The organism is Pantoea sp. X-Soil-MYKO-1289, assembly GCF_059730625.1.
Genome location: NZ_AP036004.1, coordinates 15295 through 39409, shown reverse-complemented (window position 1 = coordinate 39409; position 24115 = coordinate 15295). Strand labels below are relative to the sequence as shown.

At 59.8% G+C, this 24115-nt stretch carries 21 protein-coding genes and 1 pseudogene; 9 read left to right on the top strand and 13 right to left on the bottom strand.

Features of this window, described 5'->3' with window-relative positions:
- The first annotated feature begins 173 nt into the window (after positions 1-173).
- Entirely contained in the window at positions 174-539 is a 366-nt protein-coding gene (locus AC6I7Z_RS00180; protein WP_497812736.1) for a YceK/YidQ family lipoprotein, read from the top strand.
- On the opposite strand, the gene AC6I7Z_RS00175 is transcribed toward AC6I7Z_RS00180, so the two are convergent.
- The 7 genes from AC6I7Z_RS00175 to dnaA form a co-directional block, all read right to left on the bottom strand.
- Positions 523-1776, bottom strand: a complete 1254-nt coding sequence (locus AC6I7Z_RS00175) for a YidR family protein (protein ID WP_497812735.1) — start codon at positions 1774-1776, stop codon at positions 523-525. The genes AC6I7Z_RS00180 and AC6I7Z_RS00175 overlap by 17 nt on opposite strands.
- Before the next feature lie 47 nt (positions 1777-1823).
- Positions 1824-3140, bottom strand: coding sequence for an MFS transporter (locus AC6I7Z_RS00170; RefSeq protein WP_497812734.1), 1317 nt, complete (start codon positions 3138-3140; stop codon positions 1824-1826).
- Positions 3141-3430: 290 nt separating this feature from the next.
- Complete coding sequence (yidA, locus tag AC6I7Z_RS00165; RefSeq protein WP_497812733.1) at positions 3431-4240, bottom strand: sugar-phosphatase; 810 nt, start codon at positions 4238-4240, stop codon at positions 3431-3433.
- Positions 4241-4578: 338 nt separating this feature from the next.
- Entirely contained in the window at positions 4579-6987 is a 2409-nt protein-coding gene (gyrB, locus tag AC6I7Z_RS00160; protein ID WP_497812732.1) for a DNA topoisomerase (ATP-hydrolyzing) subunit B, read from the bottom strand.
- Positions 6988-7004: 17 nt separating this feature from the next.
- Positions 7005-8090, bottom strand: coding sequence for a DNA replication/repair protein RecF (recF, locus tag AC6I7Z_RS00155; RefSeq protein ID WP_033793063.1), 1086 nt, complete (start codon positions 8088-8090; stop codon positions 7005-7007).
- 217 nt (positions 8091-8307) lie between these two features.
- A complete protein-coding gene (gene dnaN, locus AC6I7Z_RS00150; RefSeq protein WP_497812731.1) occupies positions 8308-9408 on the bottom strand; it encodes a DNA polymerase III subunit beta in 1101 nt (366 codons plus the stop codon).
- 4 nt (positions 9409-9412) lie between these two features.
- Positions 9413-10819 (bottom strand): chromosomal replication initiator protein DnaA, encoded by a 1407-nt coding sequence (gene dnaA / locus AC6I7Z_RS00145; RefSeq protein ID WP_033755444.1) that lies wholly within the window; start codon positions 10817-10819, stop codon positions 9413-9415.
- A 597-nt stretch (positions 10820-11416) separates the two neighbouring features.
- On the opposite strand from dnaA, the gene rpmH reads away from it, so the two are divergent.
- From rpmH to AC6I7Z_RS00110, 7 genes and pseudogenes are all read left to right on the top strand, one after another.
- Positions 11417-11557, top strand: a complete 141-nt coding sequence (gene rpmH / locus AC6I7Z_RS00140; RefSeq protein ID WP_003849659.1) for a 50S ribosomal protein L34 — start codon at positions 11417-11419, stop codon at positions 11555-11557.
- A 15-nt stretch (positions 11558-11572) separates the two neighbouring features.
- The gene (gene rnpA, locus AC6I7Z_RS00135) at positions 11573-11932 is read left to right on the top strand and encodes a ribonuclease P protein component (RefSeq protein WP_033755442.1); all 360 of its coding nucleotides are present in this window, start codon (positions 11573-11575) and stop codon (positions 11930-11932) included.
- Positions 11896-12154 (top strand): annotated as a pseudogene (gene yidD, locus AC6I7Z_RS00130) (membrane protein insertion efficiency factor YidD). The gene rnpA and the pseudogene yidD overlap by 37 nt, the downstream one beginning before the upstream one ends.
- Positions 12155-12156: 2 nt before the next feature.
- Positions 12157-13803, top strand: coding sequence for a membrane protein insertase YidC (gene yidC, locus AC6I7Z_RS00125; RefSeq protein ID WP_033755440.1), 1647 nt, complete (start codon positions 12157-12159; stop codon positions 13801-13803).
- An 81-nt stretch (positions 13804-13884) separates the two neighbouring features.
- Positions 13885-15249 carry a tRNA uridine-5-carboxymethylaminomethyl(34) synthesis GTPase MnmE gene (mnmE, locus tag AC6I7Z_RS00120; protein WP_084884316.1) on the top strand — a complete coding sequence of 455 codons (1365 nt, stop codon included), beginning with the start codon at positions 13885-13887 and terminating at the stop codon, positions 15247-15249.
- Positions 15250-15432: 183 nt separating this feature from the next.
- On the top strand, positions 15433-16023 hold the full coding sequence (locus tag AC6I7Z_RS00115) for a malonic semialdehyde reductase (RefSeq protein WP_497812730.1): 591 nt from the start codon (positions 15433-15435) through the stop codon (positions 16021-16023).
- 165 nt (positions 16024-16188) lie between these two features.
- Positions 16189-16938 carry a 4'-phosphopantetheinyl transferase family protein gene (locus tag AC6I7Z_RS00110; RefSeq protein WP_497812729.1) on the top strand — a complete coding sequence of 250 codons (750 nt, stop codon included), beginning with the start codon at positions 16189-16191 and terminating at the stop codon, positions 16936-16938.
- Positions 16939-17136: 198 nt separating this feature from the next.
- On the opposite strand, the gene AC6I7Z_RS00105 is transcribed toward AC6I7Z_RS00110, so the two are convergent.
- Positions 17137-18450 carry an NCS2 family permease gene (locus AC6I7Z_RS00105; protein ID WP_497812728.1) on the bottom strand — a complete coding sequence of 438 codons (1314 nt, stop codon included), beginning with the start codon at positions 18448-18450 and terminating at the stop codon, positions 17137-17139.
- 149 nt (positions 18451-18599) lie between these two features.
- On the opposite strand from AC6I7Z_RS00105, the gene yieH reads away from it, so the two are divergent.
- The gene (gene yieH, locus AC6I7Z_RS00100; protein WP_497812727.1) at positions 18600-19280 is read left to right on the top strand and encodes a 6-phosphogluconate phosphatase; all 681 of its coding nucleotides are present in this window, start codon (positions 18600-18602) and stop codon (positions 19278-19280) included.
- Here the strand turns inward: yieH and AC6I7Z_RS00095 are convergent.
- The 5 genes from AC6I7Z_RS00095 to pstC form a co-directional block, all read right to left on the bottom strand.
- A complete protein-coding gene (locus AC6I7Z_RS00095) occupies positions 19277-20512 on the bottom strand; it encodes an MFS transporter (RefSeq protein ID WP_497812726.1) in 1236 nt (411 codons plus the stop codon). The two genes, yieH and AC6I7Z_RS00095, sit on opposite strands and share 4 nt — an antisense overlap.
- Positions 20513-20621: 109 nt before the next feature.
- Entirely contained in the window at positions 20622-21356 is a 735-nt protein-coding gene (phoU, locus tag AC6I7Z_RS00090; protein ID WP_033755423.1) for a phosphate signaling complex protein PhoU, read from the bottom strand.
- A gap of 16 nt (positions 21357-21372) precedes the next feature.
- Positions 21373-22146: a phosphate ABC transporter ATP-binding protein PstB gene (gene pstB, locus AC6I7Z_RS00085; RefSeq protein WP_033755421.1), complete on the bottom strand. Its 774-nt coding sequence runs from the start codon at positions 22144-22146 to the stop codon at positions 21373-21375.
- A 44-nt stretch (positions 22147-22190) separates the two neighbouring features.
- Complete coding sequence (gene pstA, locus AC6I7Z_RS00080; RefSeq protein ID WP_497812725.1) at positions 22191-23081, bottom strand: phosphate ABC transporter permease PstA; 891 nt, start codon at positions 23079-23081, stop codon at positions 22191-22193.
- Positions 23078-24040, bottom strand: coding sequence for a phosphate ABC transporter permease PstC (gene pstC / locus AC6I7Z_RS00075; protein ID WP_033755417.1), 963 nt, complete (start codon positions 24038-24040; stop codon positions 23078-23080). Before pstC ends, pstA begins: the two co-directional genes overlap by 4 nt.
- Positions 24041-24115: the final 75 nt, after the last annotated feature.

The following is a 24115-nucleotide window of genomic DNA, read 5'->3' as shown; positions in this document are numbered from 1 at the left end:
TATGCCCGGAACGGTTTCAAGAGGCGAAATGCAATTTTTTTCGCCAATCAGCTGAAGTGGCATACACTCAGGGGACCTTTCGTCTGACATAGCGCACCTCGCCGTAGAGTGAGGACGCGAGCGGACAAGCTAACTCAGCCGGGGCGGTCGCCACAGTTGAAGGGATGATGAAGATGAAATTATTGAAGGCATTTCCTCTGGCAGGCGCGCTGGCCTGCTGCACCTTTACGCTTGCAGGATGTTCCAGCGTGATGTCGCATACCGGCCCGAATCAGGGCTACTACCCAGGCACGCGCGCCAGCGCCGATATCCTGGTCGACGATAACAGCAGCTGGGCGCTTAAGCCGCTGGCGCTGATCGATCTGCCTTTTTCCGCCGTGCTGGATACGCTGCTGCTGCCGTGGGACTACGCTCGCAGCGACGACGATAAATCGATCGATTCCCCGCGCGAGCGCATTCTTCAGAGCGAAAAGCTCAACCACACGCAGGAGAATCTGGCGCAGGCCGCGCCTTATCCTGCGGCTACGCCGACACAGTAAAGAGCTGTCGCCAGCCGTCGACCTCACGCATAAAGGCGATTAGCTGTCCGTCCGGCGACCAGACGACCGCGTCGCCGCTCGGCGGCTGTTCGCTGCGCTCGGTGAGCGGCTGACAGACGCCGCTCTCGATATCGCAGCACATCACCTGATTGTCGCTGATAAAGGCGACGGCCGCGCCCTGCGGATGCCAGCTAAACGCCGACTGCACCGAATGCGCCAGCTGCGTCACCTGACGCGGTGCGCCGCCGTTGGGCGACACCGTCCAGAGCTGCACCACATCCTGCTCGTCCGCCATTAAAAAGGCGATGGCGCTGCCGTCTGGCGCGCTGCGCAGCCAGTGGCGCGGCTGCTGGGCAAGCCCGCGCGTCGTAAAGGTCAGCCGGCGCTGGCGCACGCCGGCAGGCGGCGCTGGCAGGCGGCTCTCCGTCCCCTCCAGCGGTTCGTCGCCCGGCATGGCGTACGCCTCCAGCGCCTCCGGCAGATCGACAACAAAAACCTCCGGCTGTTTTTCGCCAGCGGGGGAGATCGTATCGCCGATAAAGGCGATAGCCCAGCGCTGCCGGCTGCCGTCCGGCTTCTGGTAGCCGCGCGCGCCGATCCAGCCCTCTTCGTACGCGCGGTTAATCTCGTCGCTGCCCGCACGCGGCGCAGCGGTGGTGCGGCTGACCAGCACGCAGAAGTGGCTGCCGCTGTATTCGCGCGGATGCTGTTTAATCGGCGCGACCGCGCGCAGCGGCAGCGCAACGCCGACGTTGCGCAGATCCTCTTTCGGGTCTCTCTCGTGCATCACGTGATCGTTATAGGTGAAGCTGACACGCGTGCCGTCCGGGCTATAGAGATGCACATGCGAGCCGCCGCGCAGCGCGCCGGGCGTAAAGGGCGGCGTGATGTCGCAGGCGTCGAGGTTTTGCGCGCGGCCGTTTTGCACGATGACGCCGCGCCGGTGATGAAAGTCGTAGTGCCAGCTCTCGTCAGGCTGTTCCGGGCCGTGAATGCAGAGGTAGCGCGGCGGCAGATCCGGACTGACGGTGACGACGCCCACGTGCGCGCCGTCGGTCGCGCGATAGAGCACCTCGACCTCGCCGGTCTGCACATTGACGCGCTCAATGGTGTCGCTGGTAAAAGAGGCGCCCGACGGACGCACGTCGAAGGCCAGCCACTGGCTGTCGGCGGTCCAGACGTTGCTGTTGGTCAGCTGATGATGTCGCGGGCTAAAGGTGATCTGTTTTTCGCGCATAGGGCAACCTGACTAAAAATGTTGCCCCACACGCTACGCCAAAAGCGTTAAAGATGCAGCTCTGATTTCGGCTGCGGCGCGGCGGCGCCCTCGATCGCCCGTTTACGCCCAACCACCAGCCCGAGCACGCCGCCGAGGATGAGCGCAGCCGCCACGATCAGCAGGCCGTCGTTATAGCTGTTGGTGGCGTCTTTGATGCGCCCCATGACCGGCGGAAAAGCCAGCCCGGCGATATTCGCCACCGCATTGATCAGCGCCACCGACGCAGCGCCCGCCACGCCGGAGACCGTTTCGGTGGTCACCGCCCAGAATACCGGCGTGATGGCCCAGTTCAGGCCGACCATCAGCACCAGCAGCAGATAAGCCATCCACTGTTGCGGCGCCGCCAGCGCCGCCAGCAGCAGCAGGCCCGCCGCCATCAGCGGCAAGCCGAGATGGCGCGCCCGCTCGCCGGTGCGATCGGAATGGCGGCCGTTAAGATACATAAAAATGCAGGCGAAGAGAAAAGGCACCGCCGACAGCAGGCTAACCGTCAGGTTGCTGCGCTCCGCCGCGACCGCTTTAACGATCATCGGCAGAAACAGCGTGATGCCGATGGTGCCGAAAGCCTGCAGCAGCCACAGCAGGCTGAGCATCCAGACGCGCCGGCTTGTTAGCGCCACGCGCCAGTTATGATCGCGTATCGCCGAGTGCTGCTCGTCGCGCGCCAGCGTCTGCTGCAGGTAGCTGCGCTGCTCCGCCGTGAGCCAGCGCGCGTTGGCGGGCGCATCGTCGAGATAGAACCAGGTGACGATGCCCAGCACGAACGCCGGGATGCCTTCCAGCAGAAAGAGCCAGCGCCAGCCTTCGACCCCCAGCATGCCGTGCAGATTAAGCAGGCTGCCGGAGAGCGGCAGACCAATCACCGACGCCAGCGCCGCGCCGATATAAAACAGCGACATGGCGCGCGCGCGGTCGCTGCGCGGATACCAGCAGCTCAGGTAGAAAATAATGCCTGGCGTAAAGCCCGCCTCCGCCGCGCCGAGCAAAAAGCGCATCACATAGAGCTGCGTCGGCGTCTGCACCAGGCTCATGCCCGCGGCGATAATGCCCCAGCTCACCATAATGCGCGCGATCCAGCGCCGCGCGCCGACGCGCGTCAACAGCACGTTGCTCGGCACTTCAAAGATGATGTAGGTGACATAGAAGATACCGGCGGCGATGCCGTACATTTCGGCGGTCATCGCCAGATCGGCGTTCATTTGCAGCGCGGCGACCGAGATATTGGCGCGGTCGATATAGGCAATGAGATAAAGCACCATGATAAAGGGCATGATGCGCAGGTTCATTTTCTTAATGGTGCTGAGGTGAAGAGAATGGTTCATCGCAAGGTCCTCAGTTCGGATAGGGTATCAGCAGGTAACCGTTTGATTTTTCTTTTTTAAAGAGTAATACCGCAGCCTGTGGCGGCGGCGTTCGATCATCGCGCTGCGACGCTGCGCGGTCGACGTTCACAAGCGGGTGGATCTCAGCTGAGAAGAGTGAGGCTGATTGTAGTATCCAGAATTAAAGTTGTACTACAATACAGATCACAAAACAGACAATACGGGCCAGCTGGCCCGCTTTGAAAGTGAAAAGTGCGATGCAGAGCGGCGGAATGCCGCCAGGGAAGGCGTTAAAGCACCAGCTCTTCGATAGCGTGCGCCACGCCATCTTCCATGTTGGTTTTAGTGACGAACTGCGCGATCTGCTTAACGGAGTCGATGGCGTTGCCCATCGCGACGCCCATGCCTGCGTACTCGATCATCGCCAGGTCGTTCTCCTGATCGCCAATCGCCATGACTTCGTCGCGCGCCAGCCCCAGCTTCTCCGCCAGCATTTTAACGCCCTGGCCTTTGTTGACGCGGCGATCGAGGATCTCCAGGTAATAAGGCGCGCTCTTGAGAATGGTATAGTTCTGCTGCGCTCTGGCGGGCAGACGCTGAATAGCCCTATCCAGCAGATCGGGTTTGTCGATCATCATCAGCTTGGGAAAACGCGTGGCGCGATCCATCTCTTCCACGGCGCGATAGCGCACCGGAATGCCGGTCAGGCTCGCCTCATGAATGGTGTATTCGCTGAGATCTTTGTTCGGCGTATAGAGCGAAGATTTGTCGAACGCCTGGAAATGCACGCCCAGCTCGCGCGACAGCTGTTCAATGTAGAGATAGTCGTCAAAACCCAGCGTGATTTCCGCCACGCACTCGCCATCTTTCGCCTGCTGCACCAGCGCGCCGTTGTAGCTGATGCAGTACTGACCGTCGTCGACCAGGCCAAGCTCCATCAGGTAGCGCTGGATCCCTACGTATGGACGACCGGTCGCCAGCACCACGGCAACGCCTTTTTTATGCGCGCGATCGATAGCCGATTTAACGCCAGCGGTGATCTCGTGCTGCGGGTTAAGCAGCGTGCCGTCCATATCAATTGCAACCAGTTTAATCGCCATAGCTTCCTCGTTGAGTCAGGGTTTGGCTTAAATGCTAGCGCGATTCAGCTCACTATGACCAGTTTCGCGGCATTTCAGGCATAAAAAAACCCTTCCCGGTGGGAAGGGTTCGCAAGCTGGAGCCGGCGTGGGTGACAGAAACCGATCGCAAAGTCGCTGTTCGTCATCCCTGACCGCTCGGCCTGCGCAAATACGCGCCTCTTCCTGAGGCGCACCCGTAAACGGGCCAACGCGCTGCGTTGTTCAAAAACGCTCCCGGCGTTTTTGTCCTTGTCGCGGGACGCTTTGCTCTTCGGTTTCTGTCACCCGCGCTTTAGCTTTAATCGCCGTATGTAAGCTTAAATATCGATATTCGCCGCTTTCAGGGCGTTCTCTTCGATAAAGGCGCGGCGCGGCTCAACCGCATCGCCCATCAGCGTAGTGAAGAGCTGATCGGCGGCGATGGCGTCCTTGATGGTGACGCGCAGCATGCGACGGCTGTCCGGATCCATGGTGGTTTCCCACAGCTGCTCGGCGTTCATCTCGCCCAGACCTTTATAACGCTGTACCGACAGACCGCGACGCGACTCTTTCACCAGCCATTCGATAGCCTGCTCAAAGCTGGCGACCGGCTGACGGCGCTCGCCGCGCTCGATGTAGGCGTCTTCCTCAATCAGGCCGCGCAGCTTCTCGCCCAGCGCGTTGATTTTACGGTACTCCGGTCCCTGAATGAACTCGGCGTCCAGCGTATAATCGGTGTCGACGCCGTGCGTGCGCACGCGCAGAACCGGTTCGAAGATGTTCTGCTCGCGGTTTTCGCGCACCTGAGCGACATAGCTGCTGCCGTGCGTTTCGCGCTCGGCCAGGAAAGCCACCAGCTTGTCCAGCCAGGCCTGAACCTCAGCTTGATTGCTCAGATCGCTCAGCGTTGGGTGATAAACCAGCGCGCGCAGCAGCGCGACCGGATAGCGGCGCTCCATACGCTTGATCATCTTCTGCGTGCTGTTGAACTCCGCGACCAGATTTTCCAGCGGCTCGCCGCCCAGCGCCGGCGCGCTGGCGTTGGTGTGCAGCGTCGCGCCGTCGAGCGCGATGGCGATCTGATACTGATCCATCGCCTCATCGTCTTTGATGTACTGCTCCTGCTTGCCTTTCTTCACCTTGTAGAGCGGCGGCTGCGCGATATAGACGTGGCCGCGCTCGATGATTTCCGGCATCTGACGATAGAAGAAGGTCAACAGCAGCGTACGGATGTGCGAGCCGTCGACGTCAGCATCGGTCATGATGATGATGCTGTGATAGCGCAGCTTGTCCGGATTGTATTCGTCGCGGCCGATGCCGCAGCCCAGCGCGGTGATCAGCGTCGCCACTTCCTGCGAAGAGAGCATCTTGTCGAAGCGCGCTTTCTCTACGTTAAGGATTTTGCCCTTCAGCGGCAGGATCGCCTGGTTTTTACGGTTACGCCCCTGTTTAGCCGAACCGCCTGCGGAGTCACCCTCCACCAGGTAGATTTCAGACAGCGCCGGATCGCGCTCCTGGCAATCCGCCAGCTTGCCCGGCAGACCCGCCAGATCGAGCGCGCCTTTACGACGCGTCATTTCGCGAGCGCGACGGGCCGCTTCACGGGCGCGGGCGGCGTCAATGATCTTGCCGACAACAATTTTGGCGTCGCTCGGGTTTTCCAGCAGGTATTCGCTCAGCAGTTCGTTCATCTGCTGTTCCACCGCCGATTTCACTTCGGACGAGACCAGCTTGTCTTTGGTCTGCGAAGAGAACTTCGGATCCGGCACTTTAACCGACACCACCGCGACCAGGCCTTCGCGGGCGTCGTCGCCGGTGGCGCTGACTTTCGCTTTCTTGCTGTAGCCCTCTTTGTCCATATAGGCGTTCAGGGTACGCGTCATCGCCGCGCGGAAGCCTGCGAGGTGCGTACCGCCGTCGCGCTGCGGAATGTTGTTGGTGAAGCAGTAGATGTTCTCCTGGAAGCCGTCATTCCACTGCAGCGCCACTTCCACGCCAATGCCGTCTTTCTCGGTAGAGAAATAGAACACATTCGGATGGATAGGGGTTTTGTTTTTATTCAGGTACTCGACGAACGCCTTGATGCCGCCTTCGTAGTGGAAATGATCGGCTTTGCCGTCACGCTTGTCTTCCAGACGAATCGATACGCCGGAGTTCAGGAACGAGAGTTCGCGCAGGCGCTTCGCCAGGATGTCATATTCGAACTCGACGACGTTGGTGAAGGTTTCGTGGCTCGGCCAGAAACGCACGCGGGTGCCGGTCAGATCGGTTTCGCCGGTGACGTTCAGCGGCGCCTGCGGCACGCCGTGCACGTAAGTTTGCTGGTGCACTTTGCCTTCGCGACGAATGGTCAGCTCCAGCTTCTGCGACAGGGCGTTAACGACCGAGACGCCCACGCCGTGCAGACCGCCCGATACTTTATAGGAGTTGTCGTCGAACTTACCGCCTGCGTGCAGCACGGTCATGATCACTTCCGCAGCGGAAACGCCCTCTTCTTCGTGAATGCCGGTGGGAATGCCACGGCCATCATCCTGAACGGATACGGAGTTATCGGCATGAATGGTCACGACGATATCACTACAGTGACCGGCGAGCGCTTCGTCGATTGCGTTATCCACGACCTCGAATACCATGTGGTGCAGACCGGTGCCGTCATCCGTATCGCCGATATACATACCCGGACGTTTGCGTACCGCATCCAGCCCTTTCAGAACTTTGATACTTGAGGAGTCATAAGAATTCGACATCAACGTTTCTCGCTCATTTAATCTTCAGGTTGAACCGCTATTTTACCCTGTTCCACGCGGAACATCTTGCCCTTTTCGTCACTCATATCGATGACATGATCGGTGGCGATAGCGCTGACAAACACCTGAGCCTGCGTGGCTTTCAGTCGTTGCGCCAGCAGGCGCCGACGGCTGTCGTCCAGCTCGGAGGCGAAGTCATCAATCAGGTAAAGACAGCGGCGTCCGCTCTGGCGCGTCAGGAACTCACCCTGCGCCAGACGCAATGCACACATCAATAGTTTTAACTGGCCGCGCGACAGCAGATCTTCGACCGGCGTGCCGTCGGCGCGAATGCGGAAATCCGCTTTATGCGGGCCGCTGGCGGTGTAGGTCAGCGCGCGGTCGCGCTCGAAATTGCGCTCCAGCAGATCGCCGTAGGCGCTCTCTTTGTCCCAGCCGCGCTGGAAAGAGAAGTTCAGCGCGAACTCCGGCAAAAACTGCCCGCAGGTGGCGACGATCTCCGCCGAAATGGCTTCGCTGTACTCCGCGCGCCACTGGCTGATCTGTTCCGCCAGCGGCACCAGCTCCTGATCCCAGGCGCGGATTTGGCTATAGCGCGTGACCTGACGCAGCGCGGCGTTGCGCTGCTTCAGCAGGCGCCGCAAATTGCTCCAGGCGTTGAAGAAACCGGGCGTGTTGTGAAAACAGCCCCAGTCGACATAGGCTCTACGGTATTTGGGGCCGCCGTTGAGCAAAGTAAACCCTTCAGGCGTAATTAACTGCATCGGCAGCAGCTGCGCCAGCTCCGCGACTTTATGGCCGTCGCTGCCGTCGATACGCACCTTGCTGTCGCCCGCGCGGTTTTTGGTCAGGCCGACCGAAATCTCCCGCTCGCTGCCCTCAATGCGGCCGTGCAGCACAAAGGCGGCTTCGTCGTGGCGGATCACGCGTCCCGCCTGCAGGCTGCGAAACGCACGGCCGTGGCCCAGCGTGTAGATCGCCTCCAGCACGCTGGTTTTGCCGCTGCCGTTCGCGCCGACCAGGAAGTTAAATCCCGGCGCCAGCGCCAGATCGGCCTGCTCGATATTACGAAAGTCTTTGATAAGGAGGCGGGTTAAAGCCATGAATCAGTCCAGCGTGAAGGGCACAAAGGGGTATCGCCTTTTAGCGATCTGGCCGTCAACGGCGAAGCCCGATAACGGCCTCACCACTACCAGGCCGTCGGCGTCGCAGCCAGTCTGGTCGCGGCCAGCGCGCAGGCCCTGGGAGCATACTAAAGTATGTGACCAGGGACGAGCACTGCCCGCGAGCAGAATGGCAAGTAAGCCAGGCCGATATCTCCTACAGGCGCATGGGCATCACGACGTAGGCGGCGGCTGGGCTGGCGAGATCTTCTATCTGCACGCTCGACACCGAATCGGTCAGCAGCAGACGCACGTTCTCGCACTTCAGCGCGTTCAGCACATCCAGCACGTAGCTGACGTTAAAGCCGATCTCAAGATCGCTACCGCCGTAGGTGACATCCAGCATCTCTTCCGCCTCTTCCTGTTCAGGGTTGTTAGCGGTGATCTTCAGCTGATTCTCGGTGATATAGAGGCGAACGCCGCGGAATTTCTCATTCGAGAGAATCGCGGCGCGCGCGAAGGCCTGCTTAAGGATATCGCAGCCCGCTTCCAGCGATTTGTCCGGATTTTTCGGCAGGACGCGGCGATAGTCGGGGAAGCGACCGTCCACCAGCTTCGACGTAAAGATAAAGTCGCCGACGTGCGCGCGGATATTGCTGCCGCCGATCTGCAGCTGCAAGGGCGTTTCGCCGCCGTCCAGCAGACGCACCAGCTCGATGACCCCTTTACGCGGCACGATCACCGAATGGTTCGGCAGCGCCTGGCCAATCGGCATCGAGCAGACCGCCAGACGGTGGCCGTCGGTGGCGACGGTGCGCAGCTCTTCGCCTTCGGTCTCAAACAGCATGCCGTTGAGGTAGTAGCGCACGTCCTGATGCGCCATCGAGAATTGCGTCGCCTCAATCAGACGCTTCAGCGTCGCCTGCGGCAGCGTAAATTCGACTTCGCTCTGCCAGTCGTCCAGATTAGGAAAGTCGCTGGCCGGCAGGGTCGAGAGCGAAAAGCGGCTGCGCCCGGAGCGAACCAGCATGCGTTCGCCTTCCAGCGTAACGTTAATTTCCGCGCCCTCGGGCAGTCCGCGACAGATGTCGAGGAATTTACGCGCCGGAACGGTGGTAGCGCCCGGCTCGTGCGGCTGGGTCAGCGCCACGCGCGCCACCATCTCCATTTCCAGATCGGTGCCGGTCAGCAACAGCGTGCCGTCGTTGACCTGCATCAGCAGATTTCCCAGGATCGGCAGCGTCGGGCGCCCGCCTAACGGGCCGCTGACTTGCTGCAGCGGCTTTAGCAACTGCTCACGTTCAACAATAAATTTCATAGCGTCAGGAGGATAAAGTTCGGATGAGATTAGAGAAATCTTCTTTTATGTCGTGGCTCTCTTCGCGCAGCTGCTCGATTTTACGGCAGGCGTGAAGCACCGTGGTATGGTCGCGGCCGCCGAACGCGTCGCCGATCTCCGGCAGACTGTGGTTCGTTAACTCTTTCGCCATCGCCATCGCCATCTGGCGTGGGCGCGCGACCGAGCGCGAACGGCGCTTGGACAGCAGATCCGCAACCTTAATTTTATAATACTCGGCCACCGTCTTCTGAATATTGTCGATGGTGACCAGCTTTTCCTGCAGCGCCAGCAGATCGCGCAGCGCTTCGCGCACAAAATCGATAGTGATGGCACGGCCGGTAAAGTTGGCGTTGGCGATCACGCGGTTCAGCGCTCCTTCCAGCTCACGAACGTTGGAGCGCAGGCGTTTGGCGATAAAAAAGGCGACCTCGCCCGGCAGACGAATATCGTTCTCATCCGCTTTTTTCATCAGGATCGCCACGCGCGTTTCCAGCTCCGGCGGCTCAATGGCGACCGTCAGGCCCCAGCCGAAGCGCGACTTCAGCCTATCCTCCACGCCGTTGATCTCTTTAGGATAACGGTCTGAGGTCAAAATGATCTGCTGATTGCCTTCCAGCAGCGCGTTGAAGGTGTGGAAAAACTCCTCCTGCGAGCGCTCTTTATTGGCGAAGAACTGAATGTCATCGATAAGCAGCGCGTCGACGGAGCGGTAGTAGCGCTTGAACTCTTCAATGGCGTTGTTTTGCAGCGCCTTCACCATATCCTGCACAAAGCGCTCGGAGTGCATATAGACCACTTTGGCATTCGGCTTGCGCGCGATGATGCCGTTGCCGACCGCGTGCAGCAGGTGGGTTTTGCCCAGGCCGGTGCCGCCATAAAGAAAGAGCGGGTTATAGGCGCCGCCGGGATTGTCCGCCACCTGACGCGCCGCCGCGCGCGCCAGCTGGTTGGATTTACCCTCAACGAAGTTATCGAAGTTGTGGCGATTATTTACATTAGAGCGGTAGGTCACGTCGGCCGGCGCCGGGACGTTGTCCCAGCTTGGGCGCAGGATCTGCGCGGGCGCGGGACGGCTCTCGACCGGGGCGGGCGCGCTGACGCTCGCCATCGCCGGCTGGCTCATCGCCGCAGGCTGCTGCTGTACGGAGCGCGTCCCGACTTCGAAACGCAGTAAAGGCACGTCCACACCGCAAAACTCGTTCAGCAGCCCATTGATGTTATTGATGTATTTATCTCGTACCCAGTCGAGCACAAACCGATTTGGTGCATACAAGGCCAGCGTATTGTCGTTTAACTCCGCCTGCAGCGGTCGAATCCACATGCTGAATTCGGTGGCAGGAAGCTCATCCTGCAAACGGGCAAGACACTGTTGCCAGAGCGTAAGTGACACGGCGGACTCCACTTGTACAAAATCGATAAGAAATAGTAGGCGCTAATAAAGAAACGTTCATTTTTGACACAGACGGTAGAAAGCGCCTGCGACCGCTATCAGCGGTTTCCGTCCCTGGGATCGCGACCGGATCGTCAGCGGAAGGGCGGATCATAGCGCAAAGCGAGGCAGAGATCTTCACTTTCTACACAGTTTTGATCGTTTTTATCCACAGGCCGTGGACAGGTAAAACAGTTTACGCCTGCGGGCGAAAAAAGCTGCGGGGATCGTCGGAAAAGAGACGGTTTTTCAGGCGGCCTCTCGTTTTTGCGATAATTTTCAGCGCTCCGATCGTAAGAAGATCCCGCGGGATCCTTGCGCTTTAAAGCGGAGACCGTATAATTCTTCCCCCGGCGTTGTCGCGTTATGCCCAATGCCCGGACTCAGCGGGCTGTATCCGGGCTTCCAGGTACCGCGACCAGCGAAGTAAATTGACTCCGGACTGTACAATTATTACAATCCCGCCTCTTTATTAAAGACACATTGAGGCGTCGGTCGTTTTACTGGCCCAAAAACGCGTCACCCAGTGAAATTTTTCAAGTTTAGGTAGAAATCGCCATGAAACGCACTTTTCAACCGTCCGTACTGAAGCGCAACCGTTCTCACGGCTTCCGTGCTCGTATGGCAACCAAAAATGGTCGTCAGGTTCTGGCACGTCGTCGTGCTAAAGGCCGTTCTCGTCTGACCGTTTCTAAGTAATAAAAGCTAACCCTCGTGGTTAAGCTCGCATTTCCCAGGGAGTTACGTTTGTTAACTCCCACTCATTTCACTTTCGTCTTCCAGCAGCCACAACGGGCTGGCACGCCGCAAATCACCATCCTCGGCCGCCTTAATTCGCTGGGGCATCCCCGCATCGGTCTTACCGTCGCTAAAAAGCACGTCAAGCGCGCGCACGAACGCAACCGGATCAAACGTCTGACCCGTGAAAGCTTTCGTCTGCTTCAGCATGAACTGCCGGCGATGGATTTCGTCGTTGTGGCGAAAAAGGGGATTGCCGATCTCGACAACCGTATGTTGGCGGAAGCGTTGGAGAAGTTATGGCGTCGTCACTGTCGCCTGGCGCGCGGCTCCTGATCGTCCTGATCCGCGTCTATCAGCGCGGCATCAGCCCCTTGCTGGGACCACACTGTCGGTTTCAGCCAACCTGCTCTCATTATGGAATTGAGGCGTTACGCAGGTTTGGCCTGATAAAAGGCAGTTGGTTGACATTCAAACGCGTATTAAAATGCCACCCTTTGAACCCGGGTGGTGACGATCCTGTGCCGCCAAAAAACCTTTGATACCAGAGAACATTAACGATGGATTCGCAACGCAATCTTTTTCTCATCGCTTTTCTGTTCGTGTCTTTCATGATCTGGCAAGCCTGGCAGACGGACCACGCTCCGCAGCCGCAGCAAACTCAGACCACGCAAAACACCAACAGCGCAGCAGGTGATGCCGCCAGCCAGGGCGTACCGGCCAGCGGCCAGGGCAAAACGATCACCGTTAAGACTGATGTCCTGTCATTGAATATCAACACCCGCGGTGGCGATGTCGAGCAAGCTCAGCTGCTGACCTACCCGGACAAACTGGGTTCAGACCAGCCGTTCCAGCTGCTGGAGACCACGCCATCCTTCGTTTATCAGGCACAGAGCGGGCTCACTGGCCGCAACGGTCCGGATAACCCGAACAACGGCGCGCGTCCGCTGTTCACCGCCGCACAGGATCACTTCGAAATGGCCGACGGCCAGACCGAACTGCGCGTGCCGATGACCTACACCGCGGAAAACGGCGTGGTTTACACCAAAACCTTCGTTTTCAAACGCGGCGAATTCGCGGTGGACGTGAACTATAACGTCAACAACACCACGCAGCAGCCGCTGGAAGTGTCGCTGTTCGGCCAGCTGAAGCAGACCATCGATCTGCCTAAGCACCGCGATACCGGCAGCAACAACTTTGCGTTGCACACCTTCCGCGGCGCGGCCTACTCCACCAGCGAAGAGAAGTACGAAAAGTACAAATTCGACACCATCGCGGATAACGAAAACCTCAACGCCACCACCAGCAACGGCTGGGTGGCGATGCTGCAGCAGTACTTCGCTACCGCATGGGTGCCGCGTACCGCTGGCAACAATTCGCTCTATACCAGCAACCTGGGCAACGGCATTGCGGCGATCGGCTATAAATCCGCGCCGGTCACCGTGGCTGCGGGTCAGCAGCAGGATCTGGGCGCAACGCTGTGGGTCGGACCGGAAATTCAGGACAAGATGGCTGCCGTCGCGCCGCATCTCGACCTGACCGTCGACTACGGCTGGCTGTGGTTTATCTCTCAGCCGCTGTTTAAGCTGCTGAAATTTATCCACAGCTTTATCGGCAACTGGGGCTTCTCCATCATCGTCATCACCTTTATCGTGCGCGGCATCATGTACCCGCTGACGAAGGCGCAGTACACCTCGATGGCGAAAATGCGCATGCTGCAGCCGAAGATTCAGGCGATGCGTGAGCGCCTGGGCGACGACAAGCAGAAGCAGAGCCAGGAGATGATGGCGCTCTATAAAGCGGAGAAGGTCAACCCGCTGGGCGGCTGTCTGCCGCTGGTGATTCAGATGCCGATCTTCCTTGCGCTTTACTACATGCTGTCTGGTTCGGTGGAGCTGCGCCACGCGCCGTTTATCCTCTGGATCCATGACCTGTCGGCGCAGGACCCCTACTACATCCTGCCGATTCTGATGGGCATCACCATGTTCTTCATTCAGAAGATGTCACCGACCACCGTGACCGATCCGATGCAGCAGAAGATCATGACCTATATGCCGGTTATCTTTACCGTGTTCTTCCTGTGGTTCCCGTCAGGTCTGGTGCTGTACTACATCGTCAGCAACCTGGTGACCATTCTTCAGCAGCAGCTGATTTATCGCGGGCTGGAAAAACGCGGTCTGCACAGCCGCGACAAGAAGAAGGCGTAACGCGCTTACGCTCGTCTGACAATCTGGTTTACCCTGAGGCGGTCAATAAGACCGCCTTATTTTTTAGCGAGAGAAAATTCCATGAGCCACAGCGATACTATCGTCGCCCAGGCGACGCCTCCCGGACGCGGCGGCGTCGGTATTTTGCGTATCTCCGGCGCGCGCGCCGCCGAGGTGGCGCAGCAGGTGCTCGGCAAGCTGCCGAAAGCGCGCTACGCCGACTATCTGCCGTTTAAAGACGCCGACGGCAGCGTGCTGGATCAGGGCATCGCGCTGTGGTTTCCCGGCCCGAACTCCTTTACCGGCGAAGATGTGCTGGAGCTGCAGGGCCACGGCGGCCCGGTGATCCTCGATTTGCTGCTGAAGCGCATCGTGGCGCTGCCTGGCGTGCGCATCGCCCAGCCGGGCGAGTTTTCCGAGCGCGCCTTTCTCAACGACAAGCTCGACCTGGCGCAGGCCGAGGCGATCGCCGATCTGATTGACGCCAGCTCCGAGCAGGCGGCGCGTTCCGCGGTCAATTCGCTGCAGGGCGCCTTTTCGACGCGCATCAACCAGCTGGTAGAGGCGCTGACCCACCTGCGCATCTACGTCGAAGCGGCGATTGACTTCCCCGATGAAGAGATCGACTTTCTCTCCGACGGTAAAATCGAAGCGCAGCTGGATGAGGTGATCGTCGATCTCGACGCGGTACGCGCCGAAGCGCGTCAGGGCAGCCTGCTGCGCGAAGGCATGAAAGTGGTGATCGCGGGCCGGCCAAATGCGGGTAAATCAAGCCTGCTGAATGCGCTGGCGGGACGCGAAGCGGCGATCGTTACCGATATCGCCGGCACCACGCGCGACGTGCTGCGCGAACATATCCATATCGACGGCATGCCGCTGCATATCATCGACACCGCCGGGCTGCGCGAGGCCAGCGATGAGGTCGAACGTATCGGCATCGAGCGCGCCTGGCAGGAGATCGAGCAGGCGGATCGCGTGCTGTTCATGGTGGACGGCACCACCACCGACGCCACGGAAGCGGCGCAGATCTGGCCCGACTTCGTTTCGCGCCTGCCTGCGGCGTTGCCGATTACCGTCGTGCGCAATAAGGCGGACGTCACTGGCGAAACGCTGGGCCTGACAGAAGTAAATCATCACTCACTTATTCGTCTTTCGGCGCGCACCGGCGCGGGCGTGGATGCGCTGCGCGACCATCTGAAACAGTCGATGGGCTTTTCCGGCAATATGGAAGGCGGCTTCCTGGCGCGTCGACGTCATCTTCAGGCACTGGAGTTAGCAGCTACTCACTTACAGCAGGGCAAGGCGCAGCTGCTGGGCGCGTGGGCAGGCGAACTGCTGGCGGAAGAGCTGCGGCTGGCGCAGCAGGCGCTGAGCGAGATCACCGGCGAGTTTACCTCCGATGATTTGCTGGGACGGATATTTTCCAGCTTCTGTATTGGGAAATGATCGGACACAGCGTCAATTTGTGCACTTTCGCTCTTCTCCTTAGTCAAACGCCGCCTGTTTGCGCCTTTGCTATTTGGCGGCGAACCGTCATTGAGGTATAAACGATAAGCACCGGTTTTCCCGGATACGCCTTCACCATGGCATGTCTCAGGCGGCTGCTTCCGCCAGACCAAGGAGAGTAGTATGCATACACCGCTCGACAACACCGCGCTCGACCAACTATTTAACGAAGCCCGCACCCATAGCTACTGGCAGGATAAACCCCTTGAAGCCGGCATTCTGGAGCAGCTCTACGCGTTGACCGCCCTTGGCCCGACTTCGGCCAACTGCTCGCCGGGCCGCTTTGTCTTTGTCGCCTCGCAGGAAGGCAAAGAGAAGCTGAAGCCGGCGCTCTCATCCGGCAATGTGGAAAAGACCATGACCGCGCCGGTAACGGTCATCGTCGCCCACGATATGGCGTTTTACGATCAGCTGCCGCAGCTGTTTCCGCACGCCGATGCGCGCAGCTGGTTTACCGGCAGCCCGGAGCTGGTGAAAGAGACCGCCTTTCGCAACAGCAGCCTGCAGGCGGGCTATCTGATCCTGGCCGCGCGCTCGCTCGGGCTGGATGCCGGACCGATGTCCGGTTTCGATCCCGCGAAAGTTAACGAGGCGTTCTTCGCCGGCAGCAGCTGGCAGGTGAATATGTTGATCAACCTCGGCTACGGCGATCGCGAGAAGCTGCACCCGCGCCTGCCGCGTCTGCGTTTTGACCAGGCGTGCAAACTGGCCTGACGGTCATCCGCCGCTGCGCAAGCGCGTAGCGGCCTCTCTTTTCCCGCCGCCTTTTATCAGCCGATTCTGAATATGCGTCATTCTGTTGCATGTCAGATGCAATATGCTCAGAAAATTCTTACAATGCGCCCTGATGATTAAGTGACCATTTTCACGGAGCGACAGATGGCGGGTCATTTTGTACGTTGGATGGGCGATCGCGGCATTGTCGCCGACGCCATGCGCATGCCGCAGGATGTCATCGATCAGGCGCGACAGCTGCCTGACAGATACCGTGGCCGTTTTTTGCTTGCTCGTCTGATGCTGGCGCAGCTGATGCTGCGCGTTTACGGTATCAACACCCTTCCTGCTCTCGTTACCCACAGCAACGGCCGTCCCGCCTTTGCCGATCGTGATTTGCCCGATTTCAGCATCGCCTATGCCGGCAATATGGTCGGCGTGCTGCTGGCCGAAGAGGGAGGACGCGCCGGGCTGGATATGGAGATCGTTCGCGCCCACAGCCGCCAGACGCAGGAGCAGCTGATGCAGTCGCTTACCTCGGGCGAGCGTGCCTGGATCAATGCGCAGCAGGATTTTATGGAAGCGGTGACGCAGATCTGGACGCTGCGCCAGAGCATTCTCAAGCTGACCGGCGAAGGGAACGATAATATGGCCTCGCTGCGGCTGCAGCCTGCGGCCGGGCGTCTGCGTTCGACGAGCTATCCCGATATTCAGGCAGTGTGCGACGCCGAGCCGACGCTGGTGTGGTCATGCGCCCTGTCGCCCGCCACCCAGCGTTTGCACCTGTGGGAAATTGACGCCTCGCGCGAGTGGCATGCGCTGCGCGACGTCGAGATGAGCAAACCAAATATTGGGCCGCGCACGCTGCGGCTGACCAGCTCGCCGCGAGAGCGCAGCCTTCACCCAGAGACATAAAAAAAAGCCGCTTAAGCGGCTTTTTTTACGGGGCAATGGTGCCAACGCGGGCGAGATGAACCGATCGCAAAGACGCAAAAAACGGCATCCCTGCCAGCTCGCCCCGCGCCATCCATGGCGCGTGACGCTTTGCTCTTCGGTTCATCTCACCCGCTTGCAGACGACTCTGCGGTTTGCGATAGAGCCCGAGCCGTCTTCTTAATGCGCGTCGATAAAGGCGATTTTCAACACGAACAGCAGCGCCACGACCACCACGCAGGGGCTGATCTCGCGCCAGCGGCCGGTGCCCAGCTTCATCACGCAGTAGGCGATAAAGCCCAGTGCGATGCCTTCGGTAATCGAGAAGCTGAACGGCATCATCGCCGCGGTCACGAAAGCCGGCACCGCTTCGGTGAGATCGTCCCAGCGCACGCGCGACAGGCTGGCGGTCATCAGCACGCCGACGTAGATCAGCGCGCCTGCAGCCGCATAGCCCGGCACCATCGCCGCCAGCGGCGACAGGAACATCACCAGCAGAAAAAGCACGCCGGTCACTACCGCCATCAGGCCGGTGCGGCCGCCGATCGCCACGCCGGACGAACTCTCGATGTAAGCGGTCACTGACGAGGTACCCGCCAGCGCGCCGGTTACCGAGCTGAAGCTATCGACAAACAGCGCCTGCTTCATGCGCGGAAACGTGCCTTTCTCGTCGGTCAGGCCCGCTTTGTCGGTGACGCCGATCAGGGTGCCGGAAGAGTCAAACAGGTTAACCAGCATAAAGGAGAAGATAATGCCCGCCATGCCGATATTGAACGCGCCTTTAATATCTACCTGCCCAACCACGCTGCCGATCGCAGGCGGCGCGGAGAAAAGGCCGACAAATTTCACATCGCCCAGCGCCCAGCCGATGGCGGTGGTGATCACCATCGAGATCAGCACCGCCGCATGGATATTGCGCGACGCCAGAATGGCGATGATAAAGAAGCCGAGCGCGCCGAGCAGTACGCTGTGCGAGGTCAGATTGCCGACCGCGGCGATGGTATCGGGATTCGCAACGATGATGCCGGCGTTCTTCAGCCCCATCATGGCGATAAACAAACCGATACCGGCGGTAATGCCGACGCGCAGGCTCAGCGGGATATTGGCGATCATCCAGTAGCGCACGCGCAGCAGCGTCAGGATCAGCAGCCCAAGCGCGCCCCAGAAAATCGCGCCCATGCCCACCTGCCACGAATAGCCCATCGCGCCGACCACCACGAAGGCGAAAAAGGCGTTGAGCCCCATCGCCGGCGCCAGCGCCACCGGCAGATTGGCGAACAGACCCATCAGAATACTGCCGAATGCGGCGATAAGGCAGGTCGTGACGAATACCGCCTGGGTATCCATGCCTGCTACGCCGAGAATCTGCGGGTTAACAAAGACGATGTAGACCATCGTCAGGAAAGTGGTGACACCGGCGATAACCTCGGTGCGCACCGTAGTGCCATGTTCCTGCAGCTTAAAAACGCGCTGCAAAAGGCCTTGTTTACTCATGCCAACGATCCTGATGAAAAGAACTCGGCGCGTATCCTGACCGCTTTACAGCGGCAATACAATGATTTTTCGCAACCGTTTCCGGGATCGCAATCTGCGTCGATTAGGTTAAAGTGTGTGCTCTCTCGAAAACAGAAGGATAGCGACAGATGGCAGTAGAGTGCGTGTTTTTTGACTGCGACGGCACCCTGGTAGACAGCGAATTGCTCTGCACCCAGGCGTACGTCAACACCTTCGCCCGCTACGGAATTAGCTGCTCGTTGCAGGAGATGTTCGAAAGGTACAAAGGCGTCCAGCTCTACGACATTATTCGCGACGTTGGAGAAACGCATCACGCCACCCTGCCGCAGGCGACATTTGAAACCGACTACCGCGCCGAAGTGGCGCGCCTGTTCGACGCGTCGCTGACGGAAATTCCCGGCGCGAAAGCGCTGGTGGAAAAGCTAACCGTGCCGATGTGCGTCGTCTCCAACGGCACGGTAAAGAAGATGCAGCACTCGCTGGGGCTGACCGGCATGCTGCCCTGGTTTCGCGATCGCCTCTACAGCGGCTACGACATCGCGCGCTGGAAGCCCGATCCCGCGCTGATGCATTACGCCGCCGAACAGATGCAGGTGCCTGTCGAGCGCTGCATTCTGGTGGACGATTCCGAAGCGGGCGCCCGCGCCGGCATCGCGGCGGGCATCCCGGTATTTTACTACTGCGCGGACGCGCACAACCCTGAAATCGACCACCCGCTGGTAACGCGCTTTACCGATATGGCCGAGCTGCCCGCGCTCTGGCGCGCGCGCGGCTGGCGGCTGGTCGCCGACTCATCCGCCGCGACTTAACCAATCGCGCCCAGCGAATCGTCGTTGCCCTGCTTTTTCGGCAGCAAAAAGAGCGTGGCGACGATATCCAGCAGGTAGATCAGCGCCAGCAGCGTGATCGCCGCGGTAAACGAAATTTTCGCCACCAGCAGGCCGATCACCAGCGGGCCGAAACCGCCGACGCCGCGCCCGAGGTTGAACAAGACGTTCTGCGCCGTGGCGCGCGCCTGCGGCGGGAACGTGTCGGAGATCAGCGCGCCGTAGCCGCCAATCATGCCGTTAACGAACATCCCCATCAGCGCGCCGGTAAACAGCATCACGGTGGGATCGCGCAGCTGCGCGTAGATCACCACCATCGCCACGGCGCCGAACTGATAGAGCAGGAAAATTTTCCAGCGCGCAAAGCGGTCCGCCAGCACGCCGAACAGCCAGATGCCGAAGGTCATGCCGACCACGGTGACCGCGGTCCATAAGCCCGATTTGGTCAGGCTGAAGCCGAAGTTAGCGGAGAGATAGCTCGGCATCCAGATCATCAGCCCGTAATAGCCGAAGTTCTGCACTGACGTCAGGATAAAGATGCCGAGGCTCGCTTTCGCCGTGGCGCGATCCTGCACCAGCATTTTCAGGCGCGCGGCGAACGACAGCGACGGCGTCAGCGTCGCCTGCCGGGTAAAGGCCTCCGGCTCGCCCATGCTGCGCCGCAGCACAAACGAGAACAGCGCGGGCAGCAGACCGACCAGAAACATGCCGCGCCAGCCGATAACGCCCAGCAGCGGCGGCGTGATAAAGGCCGCCAGCAGCACGCCAAGCTGCCAGCCGATGCCGACCCACGCCGAGGCGCGGTTGCGCTTTTCCGCCGGCCAGGCTTCGGCAATCAGCGCCATGCCGATGCCGAACTCGCCGCCCAGCCCCATGCCCGCCAGCGTGCGGTACGCCAGTAGATCCCAGTAGCCCTGCGCCACCGCGCACAGTCCGGTGAAAATCGAGAACATCAGAATGGTGACGGTGAGGATGCGAATGCGGCCAAAACGATCGCTGAGATGGCCGAACAGAATACCGCCCACCACCGCGCCAATCAGCGTCCAGGTAACCAGCGAGCCCGCCTGCGACGGATCCAGCGCCAGCGACAGGCTAATTGCCGGCAGCATAAATCCCAGGATCAGCAGATCGAATCCATCCATCGCGTAACCGCTGACCGCGGCCAGCATCGCCTTCGCAGGCGTCACGCTCTGCTTACTGCGGGAAAGAGACATGAATCAGCACCTTGATAGAGAAAAAGTGCGCCAAGTATATAAAGAAAACGGTTGCGTGGGGCAGAAAAAGCGGCGAGCCGTGCGCCAGCCAGCGCACGGCGGAGAGTCATCAGGAGGGTTTATTGGAGCCGTCGTCGCCGGAGAGCAGCTCATCCAGCTTATCGCCGCCGACGTGGCGGAAATCCTGACCTTTAACGAAATAGAAGATGATTTCGCAGATGTTCTGACAGCGATCGCCGATACGCTCGATGGCGCGGGCGCAGAACAGCGCGGTCAGCACGCTCGGAATGGTGCGCGGATCTTCCATCATGTAGGTCATCAGCTGACGCACGATGCCTTCATACTCTTTGTCGACCTTTTTGTCTTCGCGATAGATCTGGATCGCTTCGGTCAGATCCATGCGCGCGAAGGCGTCCAGCACGTCGTGCAGCATCTCCACGGTGTGACGCCCCAGCGACTCCAGGCTCACCAGCAGCGGCATATGCTGCTGGCCGAATTTTTCCAGCGCGGTGCGGCTGATTTTTTCCGCCACGTCGCCGATGCGCTCCAGCTCGGAGATGGTTTTGATGATCGCCATCACCAGGCGCAGGTCGCTGGCGGTGGGCTGGCGTTTGGCGATGATGCGCACGCAGGCTTCATCAATCTCCACTTCCATCATATTGACCTTCTGGTCGCCGTCGATCACGCGCTGCGCCAGCTCGCCGTCCAGATTGTGCATCGCGGTGATGGCGTCGGTGAGCTGCTGCTCCACCATGCCGCCCATAATCATCACCTGGGTGCGAATGTGTTCCAGCTCCGCATTGAACTGACCGGAGATATGCTTGTTCAGATTGAGGTTATCCATGTTTATCTCCTGAAAATCAGCCGTAGCGGCCGGTAATGTAATCTTCGGTCTGTTTCTGCGCCGGTTTGGTGAACAGCCGGTCGGTATCGCTGAACTCAATTAGCTCGCCCAGATACATAAAGGCGGTATGGTCGGAACAGCGCGCCGCCTGCTGCATATTATGCGTCACGATGACCACGGTATAGTCCTGCTTCAGCTCGGTGATCAGCTCTTCGATACGGCCGGTCGAGATCGGGTCCAGCGCCGAACAGGGCTCGTCCAGCAGCAGCACTTCCGGACGGATCGCGATGCCGCGCGCGATGCAGAGACGCTGTTGCTGGCCGCCCGAGAGACTGTATCCGCTCTGGTGCAGCTTGTCTTTGGTTTCATTCCACAGCGCCGCTTTGCTCAGCGCCCACTGCACGCGCTCATCCATATCGGCGCGCGACAGCTTTTCAAACAGACGCACGCCAAAGGCGATATTGTCGTAGATCGACATCGGGAAAGGGGTCGGTTTCTGGAATACCATGCCGACGCGCGCGCGCAGCAGGGCGATATCCTGGCTGGAGGCCAGAATGTTGTCGCCATCCAGCAAAATGTCCCCTTCGGCGCGCTGATCGGGATAGAGCGAGTACATTTTGTTAAAGGTGCGCAGCAGGGTCGATTTGCCGCAGCCTGACGGACCGATAAACGCGGTGACCTGGTTCTTCGCGATGTCCAGGTTGATGTTCTTCAGCGCGTGAAATTTGCCGTAATAGAAGTTCAGGTTACGCACCTGAATTTTACCGCTGTTGGAAGTCGCGATACTCATTGCTCGTCTCTCTTAAACGGCGCCGCGCCAGGCAGCGCCGAAGGTTAACCGTTTTTGCTCTTGGTGAAGACTACGCGCGCCAGGATATTCAGCAGCAGCACGCAGAGCGTAATAATCAGCACGCCCGCCCAGGCCAGACTCTGCCATTCGGCAAAGGGGCTCATCGCGAACTTAAAGATGGTGACCGGCAGGTTCGCCAGCGGCTGCATCATGTCGGTGGACCAGAACTGGTTCGACAGCGCGGTAAACAGCAGCGGCGCGGTTTCGCCCGCGATACGGGCGATCGCCAGCAGCACGCCGGTCAGAATGCCCGATACCGACGCCTTCAGCGTAATCGCGGAGATCATCTTCCACTTCGGCGTGCCGAGCGCGTAGGCCGCTTCACGCATGCTGTCCGGCACCAGCCGCAGCATATTTTCGGTGGTGCGGATAACGATCGGGATCTGCAGCAGCGCCAGCGCGATCACGCCTGCCCAGCCGGAGAAGTGCTGCATCTGCGCCACCACGATGGTGTAAACGAACAGGCCCACCACGATCGACGGCGCCGAGAGCAGGATATCGTTAATAAAGCGGATCACTTCCGCCAGCGCCGACTTGCGGCCATATTCCGCCAGATAGACGCCCGCCAGGATGCCCAGCGGCGTGCCGATCACCGTCGACCACAAAATCAGCAGGCCGCTGCCCGCCAGGGCGTTGGCCAGACCGCCGCCGGCGGTATTGGGCGGCGGCGTCGATTCGGTAAACAGCGCCCAGCTCAGCCCGTCCACGCCGCGCGTCACGGTGGTGAACAGGATCCACACCAGCCAGAACAGGCCGAAAGCCATGGTCAGCAGCGACAGCGCCAGCGCGATCTTATTCTTGGTGCTGCGCCAGGCCTGCATTTTGCGGCGCGACGCGTCCAGTTCGGCGCGAGCCTGTAGTTCAATCGTCGTCATGAGCGCGCTCCTTCACTTTTCGCGAGGCGCAGGATCATTAATTTGGAAATGGCCAGCACGATAAAGGTGATAACGAACAGGATCAGTCCCAGCTCCATCAGCGCGGCGACATGCACGCCCGACTCGGCTTCGGCGAACTCGTTCGCCAGCGCGGAAGTGATGCTGTTGCCCGGCATAAACAGCGAAGGACTGTCGAGCTGGTAAGTGTTGCCGATGATAAAGGTGACCGCCATGGTTTCGCCCAGCGCGCGTCCCAGGCCGAGCATCACGCCGCCAATCACGCCGTTTTTGGTGAACGGCAGCACGATGCGCCAGATCACTTCCCAGGTGGTGCAGCCGATGCCGTAGGCGGACTCCTTCATCATCACCGGCGTCTGCTCAAACACGTCGCGCATTACCGAGGCGATGTAAGGAATGATCATGATCGCCAGAATAACGCCCGCCGCCAGGATGCCGATGCCGAAGGCCGGCCCGGAAAAGAGCGCGCCGACAAAGGGGATGTTCGACATGATTTCGCCGACCGGCGTCTGGAAATATTCCGCAAACAGCGGCGCGAAGATAAACAGGCCCCACATGCCGTAAACGATGCTGGGGATCGCCGCCAGCAGCTCAATAGCGGTGCCGAGCGGACGGCGCAGCCAGCCAGGCGACAGCTCCGTCAGAAACAGCGCGATGCCGAAGCTCACCGGCACGGCGATAATCAGCGCAATCAGCGAGGTGACGAGGGTGCCGTAGATCGGCACCAGCGCGCCAAATTCTTCGTTCGGCGCATCCCAGGTTTTGTTCCACAGGAAGGAAAAGCCAAATTTCTGGATGCTTGGCCAGGAGGAGAAAATCAGGGAGACGATAATGCCGCCCAACAGCAACAGGACAATCAGCGCAGCCAGTTTAACCAGCGCGCCAAAAATCATGTCACCTTGCTTACCGGGGGCTTTGAATGCCGGCTTCGTTGCAGCCATAGAAGACTCATTCTTTAGAGGTTGTCAGGGCGGCGCGCGGCCGCCCTTCTCGATCTGGCCGGACGCGCGTCCGAC